General features: G+C 57.7%; 16 protein-coding genes and 4 pseudogenes. 11 read left to right on the top strand and 9 right to left on the bottom strand.

The window, feature by feature from the left end; genetic code table 11:
* The 4 genes and pseudogenes from H6B31_RS14140 to H6B31_RS17590 all read left to right on the top strand — a co-directional run.
* Positions 1-296 (top strand): arsenate reductase/protein-tyrosine-phosphatase family protein (locus H6B31_RS14140; protein WP_204899088.1); only part of this gene is annotated, 296 nt, incomplete at its 5' end.
* 8 nt (positions 297-304) lie between these two features.
* Positions 305-520, top strand: a pseudogene (locus H6B31_RS17585) (DUF1016 N-terminal domain-containing protein); the annotation flags it as partial.
* A 49-nt stretch (positions 521-569) separates the two neighbouring features.
* A pseudogene (locus H6B31_RS17735) lies at positions 570-680 on the top strand (hypothetical protein); the annotation flags it as partial.
* Positions 681-758: 78 nt separating this feature from the next.
* Positions 759-1109, top strand: a complete 351-nt coding sequence (locus H6B31_RS17590) for a PDDEXK nuclease domain-containing protein (protein ID WP_346014092.1) — start codon at positions 759-761, stop codon at positions 1107-1109.
* An 891-nt stretch (positions 1110-2000) separates the two neighbouring features.
* Here the strand turns inward: H6B31_RS17590 and H6B31_RS14150 are convergent.
* The 9 genes and pseudogenes from H6B31_RS14150 to H6B31_RS14185 form a co-directional block, all read right to left on the bottom strand.
* Complete coding sequence (locus H6B31_RS14150; RefSeq protein ID WP_204899089.1) at positions 2001-3755, bottom strand: ABC transporter ATP-binding protein; 1755 nt, start codon at positions 3753-3755, stop codon at positions 2001-2003.
* Positions 3752-5536, bottom strand: a complete 1785-nt coding sequence (locus tag H6B31_RS14155; RefSeq protein ID WP_204899090.1) for an ABC transporter ATP-binding protein — start codon at positions 5534-5536, stop codon at positions 3752-3754. The genes H6B31_RS14150 and H6B31_RS14155 overlap by 4 nt, the downstream gene beginning before the upstream one ends.
* A gap of 61 nt (positions 5537-5597) precedes the next feature.
* On the bottom strand, positions 5598-6215 hold the full coding sequence (locus H6B31_RS14160; RefSeq protein WP_204899091.1) for a TetR/AcrR family transcriptional regulator: 618 nt from the start codon (positions 6213-6215) through the stop codon (positions 5598-5600).
* A 119-nt stretch (positions 6216-6334) separates the two neighbouring features.
* Positions 6335-8422: a heavy metal translocating P-type ATPase gene (locus H6B31_RS14165; protein ID WP_204899092.1), complete on the bottom strand. Its 2088-nt coding sequence runs from the start codon at positions 8420-8422 to the stop codon at positions 6335-6337.
* 57 nt (positions 8423-8479) lie between these two features.
* Positions 8480-8740, bottom strand: coding sequence for a DUF6110 family protein (locus H6B31_RS14170; protein ID WP_119347799.1), 261 nt, complete (start codon positions 8738-8740; stop codon positions 8480-8482).
* A 30-nt stretch (positions 8741-8770) separates the two neighbouring features.
* Complete coding sequence (locus H6B31_RS17890) at positions 8771-8881, bottom strand: DUF6219 family protein (RefSeq protein WP_510186752.1); 111 nt, start codon at positions 8879-8881, stop codon at positions 8771-8773.
* 76 nt (positions 8882-8957) lie between these two features.
* Positions 8958-9839, bottom strand: a complete 882-nt coding sequence (locus H6B31_RS14175) for a helix-turn-helix domain-containing protein (RefSeq protein ID WP_204899093.1) — start codon at positions 9837-9839, stop codon at positions 8958-8960.
* A 38-nt stretch (positions 9840-9877) separates the two neighbouring features.
* Positions 9878-10125: pseudogene (locus H6B31_RS14180) on the bottom strand (heavy-metal-associated domain-containing protein).
* Positions 10126-10207: 82 nt separating this feature from the next.
* A pseudogene (locus tag H6B31_RS14185) lies at positions 10208-10989 on the bottom strand (ZIP family metal transporter).
* A gap of 448 nt (positions 10990-11437) precedes the next feature.
* Between H6B31_RS14185 and H6B31_RS14190 the strand changes: the two are divergent.
* From H6B31_RS14190 to H6B31_RS14220, 7 genes are all read left to right on the top strand, one after another.
* The gene (locus H6B31_RS14190; RefSeq protein ID WP_119346886.1) at positions 11438-11827 is read left to right on the top strand and encodes a sigma-70 family RNA polymerase sigma factor; all 390 of its coding nucleotides are present in this window, start codon (positions 11438-11440) and stop codon (positions 11825-11827) included.
* Between the two features lie 228 nt (positions 11828-12055).
* Positions 12056-13156, top strand: a complete 1101-nt coding sequence (locus H6B31_RS14195; RefSeq protein WP_204899094.1) for an AAA family ATPase — start codon at positions 12056-12058, stop codon at positions 13154-13156.
* Positions 13153-13479, top strand: coding sequence for a hypothetical protein (locus H6B31_RS14200; protein ID WP_204899095.1), 327 nt, complete (start codon positions 13153-13155; stop codon positions 13477-13479). The genes H6B31_RS14195 and H6B31_RS14200 overlap by 4 nt, the downstream gene beginning before the upstream one ends.
* A gap of 138 nt (positions 13480-13617) precedes the next feature.
* The gene (locus tag H6B31_RS14205) at positions 13618-14001 is read left to right on the top strand and encodes a plasmid mobilization protein (protein WP_204899096.1); all 384 of its coding nucleotides are present in this window, start codon (positions 13618-13620) and stop codon (positions 13999-14001) included.
* A gap of 52 nt (positions 14002-14053) precedes the next feature.
* The gene (locus H6B31_RS14210) at positions 14054-15409 is read left to right on the top strand and encodes a relaxase/mobilization nuclease domain-containing protein (RefSeq protein WP_204899097.1); all 1356 of its coding nucleotides are present in this window, start codon (positions 14054-14056) and stop codon (positions 15407-15409) included.
* 36 nt (positions 15410-15445) lie between these two features.
* Positions 15446-15730: a hypothetical protein gene (locus H6B31_RS14215; RefSeq protein ID WP_204899098.1), complete on the top strand. Its 285-nt coding sequence runs from the start codon at positions 15446-15448 to the stop codon at positions 15728-15730.
* Between the two features lie 84 nt (positions 15731-15814).
* The gene (locus H6B31_RS14220) at positions 15815-17503 is read left to right on the top strand and encodes a recombinase family protein (protein WP_204899099.1); all 1689 of its coding nucleotides are present in this window, start codon (positions 15815-15817) and stop codon (positions 17501-17503) included.
* The last annotated feature ends 418 nt before the right edge of the window (positions 17504-17921 follow it).

Consider the following 17921-nt stretch of genomic DNA (forward strand, 5'->3'; position numbering starts at 1 on the left):
AGCTGGCCCAGCACGGGATCGACTGTACTGGCAAAACGGCCCGCCAGCTCCAAAACCACGACTACGACCAGTACGATTTGCTGATTGGGATGGACCGGGAGAATCTGCACGATATGTACCGCATCTGCGGCGGCGACTTCGATGGAAAGATGCACCTCTTGATGGAATATGCAGGGAAGCCAGACCAAGAGGTGGCCGATCCCTGGTATACCGACAATTTCGAGGCCACCTGGCGGGATGTACTGACAGGGTGCCAAGGGTTGCTTGGGTGCCTAATAGCGGAAGGAGAAAAATAAGCATGTTGATGAATTCAGGTGAATATCTTGCCATCGTTGAGCAGCTCAAGCGAGAGATCAAGACAGCGCAATATCAAGCATCTGTTCATGTGAATACAGAGCTGATATTGCTGTACCACAGCATCGGCACGGTGATCAATGAGCACAAAGCCTGGGGCAATAAATTTATCGAAAACCTGGCTGCGGATATTCGGAGAGAATTTCCAGCCAGCAAAGGTTACTCTGTGCGCAATCTGAAATATATGGCCAAGTTTGCCCAGACCTATCCGGATCGTGAATTTGTGCAGCAGGTTGTTGCACAAATTCCGTGGGGGGCACAATCTAGTTCTGTTGGACAAGGTATCAGAGCCCGAGGAGCGCCGTTGGTATCTTGCCGCTTGCCAGAAGAATGGCTGGTCAAGATCGGTTTTGATTCACCAGATCGAAAGCGGCCTGTATCAGCGGCAGGTGCTGGCGGACAAGGTGTCCAACTTTGAAAGGCGGCTTCCATCTCCCCAGAGCGAGCTGGCCGTGCAGACGATGAAAGATCCCTATATCTTCGATTTTGTTCCTTTCAAAGAAGATATGGTGGAACGGGATATTGAGCAGGCATTAGTCAGGGATGTGCCCAAGCTCCTGTTGGAGCTTGGGACTGGTTTTACTTTCCTGGGTAATCAGTATTATCTCAATGTGGGCGGCGATGATTTTTATATTGATCTTCTGTTTTATAATTTGAACATGCGTTACTATGTGGTAGTTGAATTAAAGACTCCAACAAATATCTCAATGCACCTTTGCTGTGTGTCACTTTTTCAGCTTAGTGTAGTTTCTTAAAATAACGTGCATTTATAACATCTAAAGTTTTATTCTTCATCTCAGTATATAAGTTTTATATTGCTTTTTGATCAGTGAGTCTTCAGACATTGATGTCAATAAAATTGCGTCTCAAAATTTATTCAGGGAATATATTGTAGTCAATTCTATTCCGACATTTTTAATAGAACGGATGAAAGAAAAATTATTTTTACTATTACTTCGTGACTATGATACTTTAAACTATGTTCCGGAAGAATTCCAGTTAATTAAAAGTGAAATTATCTCTGAAAAATGAACGATCTCCACTTTTCGAACAATTTTATTGAAAAGCGGGGAGTGCTTTACCTAAAAACTCTTGTGCCGCAACGCTTTTGACGTTCTCTTTATTCGGGGCTGGTTTTTCAAAACGTTTAAAATTTAAAACCAATATTTTTATCTTATATTGGAATTTAGACAGTACTTTTCGATAAATAGAACCCAATAACTTCTGACATCTCGGGCCTGGAATTTATATCTCAGCGTTTAAAAATATCTAGATTGTAGTGCTTTGCCAAAAAAGAAGCACCTGCATAGCAGGTGCTTCTTTTTTGGATACCTGGGGTTCTTTAAATTGCTCGGGCGAAGTGAATTCGCCCTGCGCCGAGGTTTTGCCTTTGGCAAAACGCTCGAACGCCGCAAAAGCGGCGCGGCCCAGAAGGGCCGTTGGGCAAGATGCAGAAAGCCGATTGAAAATTTGAAATATCTAGATTGTAGTGACTTGCCAAAACAAAAGGACATCCGAAGGCATAAGCCCCATAGGTACACAATGTGAACCTATGGGGCTTATGCTATATATGGGGCAAATCATTGAAAACAGACCGGCTGACGGATGGCACCCATGATTGGGAGCCGCCCGTCAGTCGTTCTGCTTTATTTCTTACATAACAGCCGCCACTGGGCGCTCTTGCTCTGGAGCTCCACCATACGGCGGTAGAGGCCTCCCTGCTCCATCAGCTCCGCCGGGGTGCCCTGCTGAACCACATGGCCGTCCTCCAGCACCACAATGTGGTCGGCTCCCGCCACGGTACGCATCCGGTGGGCTATGACCAGTACCGTTTTACCCCGGAGTAGGCGGGAGAGGGCGGTTTGGACGGCGCTCTCGTTCTCCACGTCCAGGCTGGCGGTGGCCTCGTCCAGCAGCACCACCGGCGCGTCCTTTAGAAGTGCCCGGGCGATGGAGATCCGCTGCCGCTCCCCGCCGGAAAGGGTGGAGCCGTTCTCGCCGATCACCGTCTGGTAGCCCTGGGGCAGTCGACGGATGAATTCATCGCATTGGGCGGCCTTGGCGGCCTCCAGCACCTCCTCATCGGTGGCACCCCGGCGGCCCAAGCGGATGTTCTCCATCACCGTGTCCCGGAACAGCACCACATCCTGGAACACCATAGAGTAGGAGCGCAGGAGGGTTTCCGGGTCCACCGTGGACACGTCCGTTCCGCCCAGGGACACCTTCCCGCCGGTGACATCCCAGAATCGGGCAGCCAGCCTGCAGGCGGTGGATTTTCCGCCGCCGGAGGGACCAATGAGGGCGGTGACCTCCCCCTGGCGGGCGGTGAAGCTCACATCTTCCAACACCCCTGCTCCCTCCCGGTAGGCAAAGGAGACATGGTCAAAGGTGATGTCGTATCGGTCGGGGTGGAAGTTCTCTGTTCCTGTCTGCACCGGCTGTTCCAGAATAGAGCGCATCCGTTCAATTTGCAGCTTGGTGTTGAAGGTGGCGGCGATATTCTGGAGTACCACCCCCAGAGGATCATACAGCCGGGCAGCGGCGAACAGGAAGCCCAGGAAATAGAGGAAGGAGAGCTCCCCGGCCAGCAGCAGCGCCCCGCCGATGAGCACCGTGGTGGCAAGTCCCAGGCGCAGGAATGCCTGAGCGGAGCACACAAACACGCCGGTGGCCAGCTCGGACCGGATGGAACTGCCTTCCATAGCAGATAGCCTTGCCTCCAGGTCGCCAAGATACCGCTCCTGCCGGTGGCAGGCCTTGATGTCCCGGATGGTCTCCAGCCCCTCCTGGATGCAGTCGGCCACCGCCCGCTTATTCAGGATGTTTTTCGTTCCGAAGGCGTCCTGAATCTTTTTGGAGCCCGCCGTCAGCGCCACCGCCACAGGCACCACCCACAGCACCGCCAGGGCCATGCGCCAGTCGCAGGCAAACATACACACCCCGATTACCAGCGTGGAGCCGACGGAGGCGAATAGCTGGGGCACATAGTGGGAGAACATCTGGTCCAGGCTGGAGCAGTCGGCGATCATGGTGGAGGTCAGGTCGCTGAGATCACGGTTCCCGAAAAAGGACAGGGGGAGTCTGCGCAGGGTCTCCGCCAGGCTCACCCGGCGGTTGGCACTCTCCCGGTAGGTGGCGATGTAGAGAGAGGCGTACTGGAACCAGTGGAGGACGAACAGCAGGAGGAGCACCGCCAGGGCAAAGCCCACATAGGTCCAGAACCCCTCCATGGGGTCGCTGCCGCCCTCCAGACAGCCCAGCAGATGCTGGACCGTGAACAGAACCGCCCCGACGGGGAACATGAGAGCCAGATTGCACACAAAGCACCAGAATACGGCCTTCACCAGATCCTTTGCCCCCTTCTCACTGAGGGCGAAGATGTGCTGTAATTTCTTCGTCATACCGCTGCCTCCTTTCCAACCTTCCACTGGGCGCTGCGCTGATAGTCCGCCCACATGGCGGCGTAGACGCCGTTTTTCTCCAATAGAGCGCTGTGGCTGCCCTGTTCCGCGATCTTTCCTTCGTTTAAGACGATGATGTTGTCCGCATTCTGCACCGTGGACAGCCGGTGGGCGATCATCAGAACCGTTTTGTTCCGGGTCAGGGTCTCAAAGGCCTTTTGGATCTGATGCTCGTTCTCCGGGTCGGCGAAGGCGGTGGCCTCGTCCAGCACCACGATAGGAGCGTCCTTCAAAATGGCCCGGGCCAGGGCGATGCGCTGCTGCTCCCCGCCGGAGAGATAGACGCCCCTGGCGCCCACCACCGTATCCAGCCCCTGGGGCAGTTTTTCCAGAATGTCATCGCACTGGGCGGCATGAGCGGCAGCAAGCACCTCCTCCCGGGATGCGTCCGTCCGGGCAGCCCGGATATTTTCCAGCAAGCTCTCCTTGAACAGCCGGGTATCCTGGAACACAAAGGCCACCTGCCCCATGAGGGCGGCGCTGTCCAGCTCCCGCACGTCTGCGCCGCCCACGGTGACGCTGCCGCTGTCCGCGTCCCAGAACCGGGGGATCAGGCCGGCGGCGGTGGTCTTGCCCCCGCCGGAGGGGCCCACCAGGGCCACCACTTCACCGGGCCGGACAGAAAAACTCACATCCTCCAGCGCGGGCCGGCTGGCGCCGGGATAGGTAAAGGTCACATGGTCAAAGGTCACGGCAGCGTTGACCGGCCTCTTTTGGACCTTCGGCTCCTCCATAGGTTGCTGGCTCAGGATCTCGTCCAGACGGCCGATGGCCTCGTCGGCCTCCATCACCGCCTCGCTCATATACATGATGCGGTTGATCATCTGGCCGCAGGCAGGAGCGAACAGGGCGTAGAAGATCAGGTTCACCAGCGCCGTCCGCACGTCCCCGCCGGAGGCGATGAGCAGCGCTGCCGGGATCAGCAGGGCGAAGGCCCCGTTGATGAAGGTGAGGAAGCAGGTCTGGCCTGTCCGGCAGCTCATGGCGTACTGGCTGGCCAGGTTGCTGTAATCCTGAATGGCAGCGTAGAAGGCCTTGAAGGAGTAGACCGTCTGCTGGAACATCTTTACCACCGGAATGCCCCGGACATACTCCACCGCCTCGCCGCTCATGCGCTCGATCTCCTTTTGATAGCGGTGGAAGAAGCCGGCATTTTTGCCGCCCATCATCAGGCACATGGACAGCAAAGCCAGCACCATGGTGAGCAGGCACAGAAGGCCCATCCGCCAGTCAAAGAGGAACAGCACGACGATGGCAGCGATGGGTGTCACCGCCGTGGCGGCCAGGTCGGGGAGCTTGTGGGCCAGCAGGTCCTCGGTGAGCCCGGCGTTGTCGTCGATGAGCTTGCGCAGCCGCCCCGACTGATTCCCGGTAAAAAAGCCCAGGGGGAGCTTCAGCACATGGGTCATGGCAGCCCGCCGGATGTTCCGGGCGGTGCGGAAGGCTGCGATATGGGTGGACATGAGGGCAGCAAAGTACAGCAGGATGCTGCCAATGGCAAACCACACCGCCATCCAGCCAAAACGGCCCAGATCCCCGGCCCCGTCCAGGCTGGGCCAGGCGGCCAGTATGCTCCTGGCCACCAGCCAGACACACAGGTAGGGTGCCAGCCCCAGCACCGCCGACAGGGCGGACAGGATACAGCCCAGGATCGTCAGGTTTTTGTGCTCGCCCGCATAGCCCAAGATGCGGGTCAGGCTGCTTGGTTTCTTTTGTTTCAAAGTGATCCCTCCTTGTTAAAATAGTTAGTTATTGCTAACTTATATCCAAAAAAGATAGGGGTCAAGCCCCCATCAATTTCAGCCATCCGGCAGTGTAGAAATCGCGGAGTTGATCCACGTCCCGCAAGGCCTGCTCCCGGGGCATATCGTGGATCACGATCTCGAAGATGCCGCTCATCATCCCGCTGGCGATGATGTGACATAGGGATTTGTCCAGCACAGGAATGTCCTTCCCCAGGCGACGGAGTACCTCCATGTACTGGAGGGTGTATTCTACCTCCACCTCCACCATGTTATGGACGAAGTGCTCGTAGCTGGTGCCCTCCGAGCGGGTGAGGAGCAGCTTTACCGGCTCCCGGTGCTGGCAGATATAGTCCACCATCCAGTCCAGATAACTCCCGGATTCCACACCCATGTGGGATGGCTGTTCTTCCTCAGGCAACTCGGCAAAGGAAATCTGAGCCTCCATGAACTTGCCCATGAGGGCGGCGGCGTGGGGCTCCACCAGGGCGTTGAACAGGGTTTCCTTGCTGGAGAAATAGCCGTAGAAGGCCCCAGTAGTCACCCCGGCGTTCTTCACGATCTGCCGCAGGGATGCCCCTTGAAATCCTTTATCCAGGAACTCCGCCAACGCAGCTTCCTGGATTTTTTTCAGAGTGGCAGAGGTCCTCTCTTCCATGAGTCAGCCTCCTTATAACAGCGTGATATAACATCGTTATAATACGGCTGACGGGAGCATTTGTCAATAGGCAGATTGAAAAAGCCCGGTGCAAACGCGCCGGGCTCTGTCTGGGTACGTTATTCTGTTTTGGACATGGGCAGGGCGCTCATGCTGTGGAGGCTCACCCCCAGGGTGGACAGATTGTGGAGCATGGCGGAGGTGGCTGGAGGCAGAATGCCTGCCACACCAAGGCCGATGAGCACTCCGTTAAAGCCGATGACGAAGCGGTAATTGTTCTGGATGCGGTGCATCAGGGCCATGGCCAGCTGGCGTAGGCGTACCAGCTCCCACAGGCTGTCGGCAGCGATGGTGATGTCGGCGATCTCCCGGGCGATGGCCGCCCCGTCGCTGATGGCGATGCCCGCGTCCGCCTCGGAGAGGGCCGGGGAGTCGTTGATGCCGTCCCCTACCATGAGAACAGTGTGACCCTCCCGCCGGAGGGCGGCTACATAGTCCGCCTTGTCCGCCGGAAGCACTCCGGCCTGGAAATCGTCAACTCCCAGCTGTGCCGCGATGGCGGCTGCGGTGCGGGGGCTGTCCCCGGTGAGCATGACGGCGTTTTTCACGCCTAAGCCCCGCAGGGCGGAAAGCACGTCCTTCGCCTCCTCCCGCAGGGGATCGGAGATACAGATCACGGCCGAAAGCACTCCTTCGATTGCGAGATAGAGTTGGGAATACTCCGGGGGCAGGGCGTCGAACTTGGCCTGTTCGCCCTCCGGGATGGTCACCTTTTCGTCCTCAAAGATGAAGTGGGCGCTGCCGATGCGCACCTGCTCCCCATCCACCGAGCTGGCGATACCGTGGGCCACCAAATATTCCACCCTGGCGTGGCGCTCCTCGTGGGTGAGCCCCCGGCGGTGGGCCTCCTTCACCACGGCGTTGGCCATGGAGTGGGGGAAGTGCTCCTCCAGGCAGGCGGCCAGACGGAGCATCTCCGCCTCCTCCATGCCATTGAAGGGAATGACCCGGGCCACCCGGGGGCAGGCGTGGGTGAGGGTGCCGGTCTTGTCAAAGACGATGGTATCCGCTTTTGCCACCGCCTCCAGGAATTTACCGCCCTTGACAGTGATGTGCTCCCGTCCCGCCTCCCGCATGGCGGAGAGCACCGCCAGGGGCATGGCCAGCTTCAGGGCGCAGGAGAAGTCCACCATGAGCACCGACAGGGCCCGGGTCACGTTCCGGGTGAGGGCCAGGCTCAGCAGGCTCCCGGCGAAGGTGTAGGGCACCAGCTTGTCCGCCAAGCCGGATGCCTTGGCCTCGGCGGCGGACTTCATCTGCTCGGATCGCTGGATCATCTCCACGATCTGGTCGTAGCGTCCCTGGCCGGATGCCTGTTTCACCTCCAGGACGCACTCGCCCTCCTCCACCACGGTGCCGGCATAGACCGCACCGCCGGGCCGTTTGGCCACAGGGACGGACTCGCCGGTGAGAGAGGACTGGTTGACAGTGACCTCCCCCTCTGCTACCACGCCGTCCAAGGGGATAACGCCCCCGGCCCGGACCACCACCCGGTCGCCGGGCTGGATCTGGCCGATGGGGGTGAGTACCTCGCCGGCCTCTGTTTTCAACCACACCCGATCCACATGGAGGGACAGGCTCTCCGCCAGGTCGGCCACAGACTTCTTCCTCGTCCAGTCCTCCAACAGCTCGCCGATCTCCAGCAGGAACATCACCATACCGGCAGTGCCGAAGTCCCGGCGGCCCACAGAGATCCCGATGGACAGGGCATCCAGCAGCTCTACCTTGATTTTCCCTCGGCTCAGGCAACGGAAACCCTTATGGAGAAAGGGCGCCATATGCCAGATTACCCGGGCAACCCGCAGCGGAGCGGGCAGGAACAGGGCGGCGGCCCCCTTCATCAGCACCTTGCCCACCAGTTTCTCCTGAAATTCCCGGTTCAGTTCCCGGATACTGTGACTGGGAAGGGTAACTGACTCCTCTGCCTTGGTCCAGGTGAAGCCGCCGATAGCGGAGAGGACGGTTTCCCGCTCCCCCGCATAAGTCACAATGACGCAGCAGGTACGCTCATGGACGACCGCCTCTTTGGTCCAGGACTGGGCCTTCAGCCAGGTCTCCAGCAGGTCCGCTTGGCGGAAGGTCATAGTTTTCTGCCTCAGCCGCAGGCGCATCCGGCCTCTGCTCTCGTGTACGATGGTCGCTCTCATAGTTGATCTCTCCTCATGGAAAAAGGGAGCCGCTTACCGGCTCCCTTCCGCAGTTTTTCAGGCCTCCTGGCCCTCTACCTGAGCCTCGGCCTCCTTGGCGGCCCGGGCCTCGTTGATGTCCTTGGCGGCGGCAAGAATGTCGGCGGCGTTCTCTTGGGCGGAGGTAACCGTCTCCATTACACAATCCTTCATCCGCAGGCCGGCAGCGGTGATGTGGGTATAGGCCTTCTTGGCGTCCTTGCTGGTGAGCAGCTTCACGCCGGCGGAGCCAAACAGGGCGCCGCCCACGAAGCAGGCCAGTCTGACATAGTGTTTCATCATGGGGGTTTCTTCCTTTCTGCTATGTACTTATTTGCGTTTGTAGCCTGTGATCATCACCATGACCATGCAGATCACGGCGCCCCAGGCCCAGAAGCGATGCTGTTTCATCAAGATATCCTCCTGTTGGAAAACAAACATATCTCTTTGCGTATTGAAGTATTATAGCAGACACCCTGTGTAACTGCATTGCCAAATCAGCCGAGTAGCTGCCTATTCAGACATTTTTCCGGTATTGGCCCGGAGTCACTCCATATTGTTGGCGGAAAGCGGCGGCAAATTGACTGACGCTGCTGTAACCCACCGCTTTTGCCACTCCTTCCAGATTTAATCCGGACGTGTTCAGCAGTTCTGCCGCCCGCTCCATCCGCCTCTGCCGCAGCCAAGTGTGAACGGGCAGACCATACAGTTGGCGGAACGCCTCCTTAAACGTGGTGGCGGAGAGACAGGCTCGGCGACTCAGGGCTGGGATGGTGAGAGGCTCATCCAGATGCGCTTCCATGTACCGACAGGTCTCCGCCAGAGACCGGGCTATATTCCGATTTGGCATCGAACCCGGGAGAGTATACGTCTCCTGTTCATCCTGGGTGGAGAGCAGATAGAGCAGTTCCACCGACTTCCACACGCACCAGCGTGCCTGCTCGCTTTGGGGAAGACGGTCCAAGTTATCAAAAGCTGCCCGGCTCCAGTTGGTGGGACCCTCCACGGCGCAGCCACCCCGACTGGCCATCCATCGCTGCACCCGGCTTGTGTCCAATGTCAGACCGCCCAGCAGATTGCAGATAATTTCCAGGCTCTCTCGGGCACCCCGGGCATCCACCGCCACCAGGACGCCGGCCATAGGAGAGTCCACCCGGGCATCGGTCAGGCCAGAGAGGTCAGTGAGAATCAGCACCTTTCCGGCATCAGCGGTCAGGAAGGTTCCGTCCCGCCGGGTCAAGGTCACTGATCCCCCCAGGCAGAACAGGGTCTCAAAGTGCAAGGGGTCCAGCTGGAGGGGTAATGGGTGCGGCCCCTCCTCCAGAGAGAACAGACAGGTTCGGGCGCCGGACATCACATGGGTCCAATCACCACGGTCCGCCAGAAATTCCGCCAGCAATATTCTGCCCCCTTTCCATCTGCCTGCATCCCGGCTCTTTACCGGCTGAACAGCCCCTTCTTTTCCCAGGGCTCCTTCTGAATCTCCTCCACCTCATAGCCGGTGGCGGAAATGGCAGCACGCAGGGCATCCTCGCCCAGGTCCGTCTCTGCAATCGCCGTGGTCTCTTTTTGCTCCGGGAGGAGGTGACCTTCTTCACTGGAAATGCTTTCCGAACCGCATCGTTTACATGGCTTTCGCACATGCCGCATATCATGCCGTCTACTTGGGCCGTGTACTTCCACATCGTCTGTTCCTCCTGTCTATTCAAAAAGGTTAGATTACGCTAACTACCGGGTATGAAAACGTGGTCGTTTTGGATGTCTCGCTTAGCCCAGTGCCACGTCCAGCGCCATCATCAGGGTGAAACCCAGGGCGAAGGTCAGCGTTCCCACATTGGAGTGCTCCCCCTGGGACATCTCCGGGATCAGCTCCTCCACCACCACATAAAGCATGGCGCCGGCGGCGAAACTCAGCAGATAGGGCAAGGCTGGAACCACCAGCCCGGCGGCCAGGATGGTCAGCCCGGCGCCCAGGGGTTCCACCGCACCGGAGAGCACACCCCCCGCAAAGGCCCGGACCTTGCCCCCCCCTCCGCCCGCAGAGGCATGGAGATGATGGCCCCCTCGGGGAAGTTCTGGATGGCGATGCCCAGGGACAGGACCAGCGCGGCTGTCATCGTGATCTGGCCTTCTCCCGCCAGGAAACCCGCGTAGACCACCCCCACCGCCATCCCCTCTGGGATGTTGTGGAGGGTGACGGCCAGCACCATCATGGTGGAGCGCTCCAGCCGGGTGCGGGGTCCCTCTGCCTGCTGGCTCCGCTGGTGGAGGTGGGGGATTAGGTGATCCAGACCCAGCAGGAAGAGGATACCGGCCCAGAAGCCGATGACCGCTGGCAGAAAGACCCAGACGCCCGCCCCAGCAGACTGCTCCATGGCGGGGATCAGCAGGCTCCAGATGGATGCAGCCACCATAACGCCAGAGGCAAAGCCGGTGAGCCCCCGCTGCACCCGGTCCCCCAGGCCCTTCTTCAGAAAAAAGACGCAGGCGGCGCCCAGGGAGGTGCCGAGAAGCGGGACGAGCAGCCCCCAAGCTACTGCCAGTTTCATTCCAACTCCCTCCTGTTCTTTGTCTGCCGGGACAAGTTTTCTTTCTGCTAATTAAGAGCAATAGTTAGTATATGCTAACTTATATGTATTGTCAAGGACCACACGAGTATTGAATCATCTTTTTCTATTCTGCCTTTATATTTTTACCACCCTATAGGAGAATTTCATTCAGGGCACAAAGCCAATTTGCCCATTTACATTGTAGATTCCATCGTATTCGTATTCTTATTGACAAAAAGAACTTTTGTTCTATACTGGACACAGGCGAAAGCCGAAACTCGCAGCTTTCCGGTGAGGTTCACACCCCTGTGAACCTCAGGCATTCATGGGCCTCGTAGGGCACCAAAACCACCCTGAACGAAGGGAACATCCATGAAGGTCTTCAGTATTTGGCGCTGTACCGGCAGCGTGGGTGTGTACCTTTCCGTAGAGAGCGGAAAGGACACGAATGGACGACTCTGTCGTTGTTCTCTACAATGGTGAGCCAGTATCGGTGCCAAAGGAGGTTGCAGAATTTCTGGATCAGGAGCGGAAACGGGAGCAGGCGCAGGACAAGCGGGACGAGAGGCATCTGAGTAGAAGTGAGTTTGAAACGGTGCTGTCCTGCCTTGGAAACACCGATCCTCCCGTGGAAGAAACTGCGATCCAGGCCCTCCAGCTTGAAACTCTGCGAAAGGCTGTCCAAAAATTGGACGCCCAGGAGCAAAACCTGATCGCCCTGCGCTATGGTCAGGAGCTGACCATGGAGGAGATCGGGAGGCTCTGCGGCATCTCGAAAATGGCGGTATCAAAGCGGCTGAGAAGGCTCCACGAAAAGCTGAGGAGCTCTGTCACATGACAGGGCTCCCCAGCTTTTTTCTGTCTCTGGGCTTGCTATTCATAAGCTCCGCTCTCGTCCATACTGGATGGGAGCAAAATTTTTTCCAAAGATTTTCTATTTTCTGGTTTACAAACTGCTTCTGAGTGTCCTAATGGGTGAAGGACAAAGGTTCCGAATCGGAAAACCAGCTGATGGCCGCAGTTGGGATTGTCCTAAAACAAACTCAGAAAAGAAAGAAGGGCGAACATGAATCCAACCCCGTTGACCTATCTGGACGGCGAAACTCTGATAAGCACCGTCCTGCCGCCCATCCGCTTTGTCGTAGACAAACTGCTTCCCCAGGGCCTGCATATCCTGGCTGGAGCGCCGAAGGTGGGAAAATCCTGGCTGGCTCTGTGGCTCTGCCTGTGTGTTGCCAAAGGAGAGCCGGTCTGGAATTTCCCCACTCTCCGGGGCGGTGTCCTCTACCTCTGCCTGGAAGACAGCTATTCCCGCATCCAAAACCGCCTGCTGGACATCACAGACGACGCCCCAGCAAATCTGTGCTTCGCCACCATGTCCGAGAAACTGCATAGCGGGCTGGTGGAGCAGATCGAGGGATTTCTTGGCGCACACCCAGATACTGTGCTGGTGGTTATCGATACCCTCCAGCGCATCCGGGCTGTAGGAAATGAGGCAAATCCCTATGCCAGCGACTACCGGGATCTGGGTGTGCTAAAGGAATTGGCAGACCGGAATCGCATCGCTATCCTGCTGATCCACCACCTGCGAAAGCGAAACGACGAAGATCCCATGAACATGATCTCCGGTACCACCGGCATCAGCGGCGCCACGGACACCAACCTGGTGCTGAAGAAAGGAAAAAGGAGCGGCAGCGCCGCCACCCTCTACTGCACCGGGCGGGACATCGAGTACCAAGAGCTGGTCCTGGAGTTCGACCAAGACGCCCATGTATGGAAGCTGGTATCCAGCGGGGAATCCACAGAAGAAGAACAGGACAAAATCCTGGCTTCTCTCTCTGCTTTCCTCGCGGAGCGCCGGAAATTTACCGGCACCGCCACAGAGCTGGCAGAGGCACTGGAGCCCTATTGCAGAGAAAAAATGCGTCCCAATGTGCTGATGAAGTACCTGCTCCGCCGCCAAGAGGAGCTGTCCCGCATGGGAATCGCCCTCCAGAACAGGCGGACTCGTGACCGACGCGAGCTGGCGTTGACACGTGCCTGTGACAGCAATGACGGCAGTGACGGGAAAAACGATACGGAGCCAGTGCCGGATTTGTTGTCACAACCGTCACAGCTGTCACCAAATCAAATAGATAACTCCAAAGAAGGGAGCACAGACAAATGAACCGGCTGGAGAAAGACTTGAAATGGCTCTTGGATTCCTTGGCCGACCATTGCACGGAGGAGACCATGCATTTCATCCGGGAGACGATGGATCAGTCTGTGGACGATGGGGAAATTCCCCCGGCCGAGGCGGTGAGATCGTTCATCCGTCACCCGGAGCAGCCCACGGAGCTGACGGCTTTCCAGCAGGCCCTTGCAATGGACAATCTGCTGGAGCAGGCGGAAGTAAATTTCCGCACGCTCTGCGATTTGCTCCGCTACCACTACTGGAAACAGGCTGGAGCGGTCAGCTCAGTAGACGAGTTTCTGGAGCTGTTCCGGTAAGACGCTGAGTGGGTGACGATAACGGGGATTCCTCCCATTCGGGAGGGCAAGCATCGCGTCCGGCTATACGCCGGCCACAGTTCCGGGGCGCTGCCCCGAACCCCGGTTCTCACGGGGAGCTATGAGGAAGGAGTCTTAATGCAGAGAGAAAAGAAAACCGAGATCATCACCCTGCGGGTGACACCGCAGACGAAAGACCGCATCCGGGCCAAGGCGAGGGAGCTGAACCTGACCGTCACCGACTACCTGTGCCTCTGCGGGCTGGGCAAGAGGATCGTCCGGGTAGACGGTCTGGACAAGGTGCTGTCTGAGCTGAAAGCCCAGGGGCGGAATCTCAACCAGCTCACTACCCTGGCCAACATGGGAAAGGTCACCGTAATATACGGAGACAGGCTGGCGGAGAGCTACGCCCAAATCAGCGAACAGCTCCGCCAGCTCCTGCGGGAGGTAAGCAATGGGGCCCCCGCACGAGCCCAGCGAAGCGGGTCGTGTGGGGGAGAGGAGACACCCCGGAATGAGTGAGCTTTCAGCCGATAAGGCTGGAAGCGAATGATATGGAGGAGGTGTCGACGAGATGGTCACCTTTACCGCCGTCAAGAACCGGGGCGGAGGCCGGGGCGCGCTGGGCGGTGTGCTGCGATACACCCAGCAGGACGAAAAGACGCTGTGGAAAGGGCAACGGTTGGTGACAGGCTGGAACTGCACCGCCCAGTCCGCTCTCTCCGAGATGCGGCTCACCAAGGATCGATTCCGAAAAACGGACGGGCGGCAGTGTTATCACTTTGTCCAGTCCTTTGCGGAGATAGACGACCTGACACCCCAGGAGGCCCACGCCATTGCTCTGGAGCTGGCCCAGCGGGAGTTCCCTAACTTCGAGGTGCTGGTGGCCACTCATATCGACACCGACCATCTGCACAGCCACCTGATCGTCAACAGCGTCAGCTTTCAGGACGGCAGGAAACTCCATCAGAGCGCCGCCGACCTCCAGGCCCACCAGCTGGCCAGCGATGAAATCTGTGCCACCCACGGCCTGGAGCTCCTACCGCCGCCTCAGAGACAGATCAAGCAGAAACGCATGGGCAGCCGGGAATACCGCTCCGCCGCCAAGGGCGAGAGTTGGAAGTTCCGACTGATGGACACCATCGACCAGTGCATGAAGTACGCCGAAACCAAAGACGAATTTATTTCTTTGATGGAGAGCGAGGGCTACCAAGTACGCTGGACGGACAGCCGGAAGAACATCACCTACACCACACCGGAAGGAATGAAATGCCGGGATGACCGGCTTCACGAAACGAAGTATACGAAGGAGGTCATGGAACGTGAATTCCGAATCCGGGCAGAAATTATCTCTGGCGGAGTTGAAACAGCGAAATCGGGAATCGGCCTTTTCCGTGCCAGCCGCGCCGCCGGACACTCCCACGAGGCAGGACAGGGAGAATCTGCTGGCGATACTCACGGCCCTGTACCGGCTGGAGAGCACCAACAGCAGCCGGCTGGAGCACCTGGAGGCCAGCGTTGCGGCACAGGAGGCCCTGTTTCGGGCGTTGAGCCGGCAGGTGGGGCAGCTCCAGCTGGAGGCGCTGGCGCGGGATGTGACCCAAATGAGGGCGGAGCTGAAACAGGCTGGGAAGAAGAAAGAGCTTTCTGTTTCTCCGCCCAGTTTGGAGACGGCACTGTCCGTCCTGATCTGGCTGGCCCTGATTTTGCTGGGCACGCTGGTGGGCATGGTGGTCTTGCGGACGATCTGGTCCGGCTTGGCCGCACTCTGGAGCGCGGTGCGGACGCTGATCCCGTAAGGGACGCCACCACCACACATCGGCACAGCGACAAAAAAGCCCTCCGCAAGGAGAGGGAGAAGAAGATCGCCATGGGCCACAAAGAGGACGACCACGAGGAAGAACAAACCTGGCAGCAGACCATGGGCTGAGGCCAACCGTTCTCTGATACGGGAAGAAAGGCGAATATGAAAAAAGATTATGAAGTATATCGGGATACCGGCGTTCTGGGAAGTTATCACCCGGAGATGGCCGTACTGCGGGAGCAGAACAATGGGGAAGTTATGACGACGTTTCGTGACACAGAGTATCACCAGCAGGAGCAGAATATGGAGTGCCGGAGGGAGATGCTCATCCGAGGGAAGGTGTTCCATGTGACCTCTGTGTTTCCCGCCGAGGCCATAGCGACACCCACGGACAAGCTGCTCTCCCTGATCGATGCCGAGTTTGCGGATCAGGGCCACAGCGCCTGATGTTTCAGTAGACTTGAGGGAGCCGGTGGGGTATACTGTCCTTACCCCATACCGGCTTGCCCCAAAAGAAGGAGGTTACAAAATATGGCAAGCCAAAAATACAATATTTTATATGGAAGACTCAGTCAGGAGGACGAGCGGCAGGGGGAGTCCAACTCCATCCATAACCAAAAGCTGTTTCTGGAAAAGTACGCGGCAGACAATGGATTCGAGAACACCATGTTCCTGTCTGATGACGGATACTCCGGGACTAACTTCGACCGGCCCGCATGGAAGAAGATCGTAGAGATGATCGAGCGCGGCGAAGTGGAAACCCTGATTGTCAAGGACCTCAGCCGTCTGGGACGGGAGTACCTGCAAGTAGGGCAGCTCATGGAGTTCTACTTTCCGGAGAAGGGCATCCGGTTCATCGCGGTCAACGACGGGGTGGACTCCCTGGTGGAGAGCAGCAACGACTTCAACCCCATCCGGAACTGGGCCAATGAGCTTCACGCCAAGGACACCAGTAAGAAGGTGCGCGATGTTAAGAAGGTGCAGGCGGAGAATGGAGAACGGCTGGGAGCCAAACCGCCCTACGGCTATAAGAAAAAAGACGCACAGTCCAAAGAGATCATACCGGATGAGGCGACCGCCTCCGTGGTATGCCGTATCTTTGAACTGTGCGCCGCAGGGAAAGGCCCTAACCAGATCGCCAGAATCCTGACCATGGAGCAGATCCTGAACCCAACTAACCAGTACTACCAGGCCACAGGGAGGGCCTGCAACCACTTGGACACGACCCGCCCACATAGCTGGTGCGGCAAGACGGTAGCCAATATCCTGGAGAACATCGTCTACCTCGGCCACACGCTCTCCCTGCGGCGAACAACGCTCTCCTACAAAAACAAAAAGCAGATCCGCAGGCCGGAGAGCGAGCAGATCCTGGTGAAGAACACCCACGCGCCGCTGATATCTCAAGAGCTGTGGGATATCGTGCGGGATGTACGGGCGCACAAACGCCGCCCACCCAAGCACATGGAGGAGCCAAACCTGTTCTCCGGACTGGTCTACTGCGCCGACTGCGGACAGTACTTGGTGCTCTGCCGGACGGAAAAGATGCGGGAGGATCAGTACTACTTCCGGTGCTCCACTTATGGCAAGCGAGGGAAGGACGCCTGCAGCCCCCATCAGATCCGGGAGGCCGACCTGAAACAGATCGTGCTGGACGATCTGCACAGGGTGACCCACTTCGCACGGATGAAAGAGCGCCAGTTTGCGGAGTACATCAACCAGAAAAACACCCTGGAGCTGCGGCGGGAGATCAACCGTGTGCAGAAGGAGTTGGACGCTATGCGCCGCAGAGATGGGGAATTGAGCGCCCTGTTCAAGCGGCTCTACGAGGACAACGTACTTGGGCGTGTGACAAACGAGCAGTTCCGGATGCTCTCCGCCGACTACAACGAGGAGCAGAAAGAACTGGAGTCGGCCATCCCCGCGAAGGAGGAGCAGTTAGAACGGCTGAAAGCCTCGGTCGCCCATGTGGACGCCTTCATCGAGAAGGCCAAGCAGTACACCACCATCGACGAGTTGACGCCCCAGTTGCTGCGACTGTTCATCCAGCGCATTGAGATCGGGGAGCGGTCGAAGAAGCACTCCCGTTCTGCCGGTCAGAGCGTCCGGATCGTGTACCGGGACATCGGCGCGCTGGATACGCCCATGCGGGAGGGCGACCACGCACCGCACATGGAGAAACAGATCACAGGAAAAGAAGAAATCATGCGGTTGTTGGCATAAAAACACAGAAGCGGACGACTTCCGCCGTCCGCCTCTGTGCCTGACAATTCACCCGGTTCAGAAAATGTACCTATGGGAACCATCAGAAAGGATGTCCTTTTGTTTTGGGCTCCGACCGCCAAAGGCGGTCTCCGCCCTTCGGGATTTCAATGCTCGGGGGCGGCAAAGCCGCCCCTGCGCCAAGGTTTTCACCTGCGGTGAAAACGCTTGTACGGCGCACTCGCGCCGCCGGCCAGAAGGCCGGGTGGGTGCAGTTCTGTCCGCTTGCAGAGAATTTGAAAATATTCAGATTGTAGTGACTTCTCAAAAAGAAAGACATGACCAAAGGTCATGTCTTTCTTTCAGTCTGTCAAAAAACAAGCACAAAGCCCCCATATCTGGTAAAATAGAAACAGATATGGGGGCGAAAAAATGGAAC

The sequence above is a fragment of the Pseudoflavonifractor capillosus genome (assembly GCF_016899775.1).
In the GTDB taxonomy this organism is placed as follows: domain Bacteria; phylum Bacillota; class Clostridia; order Oscillospirales; family Oscillospiraceae; genus Lawsonibacter.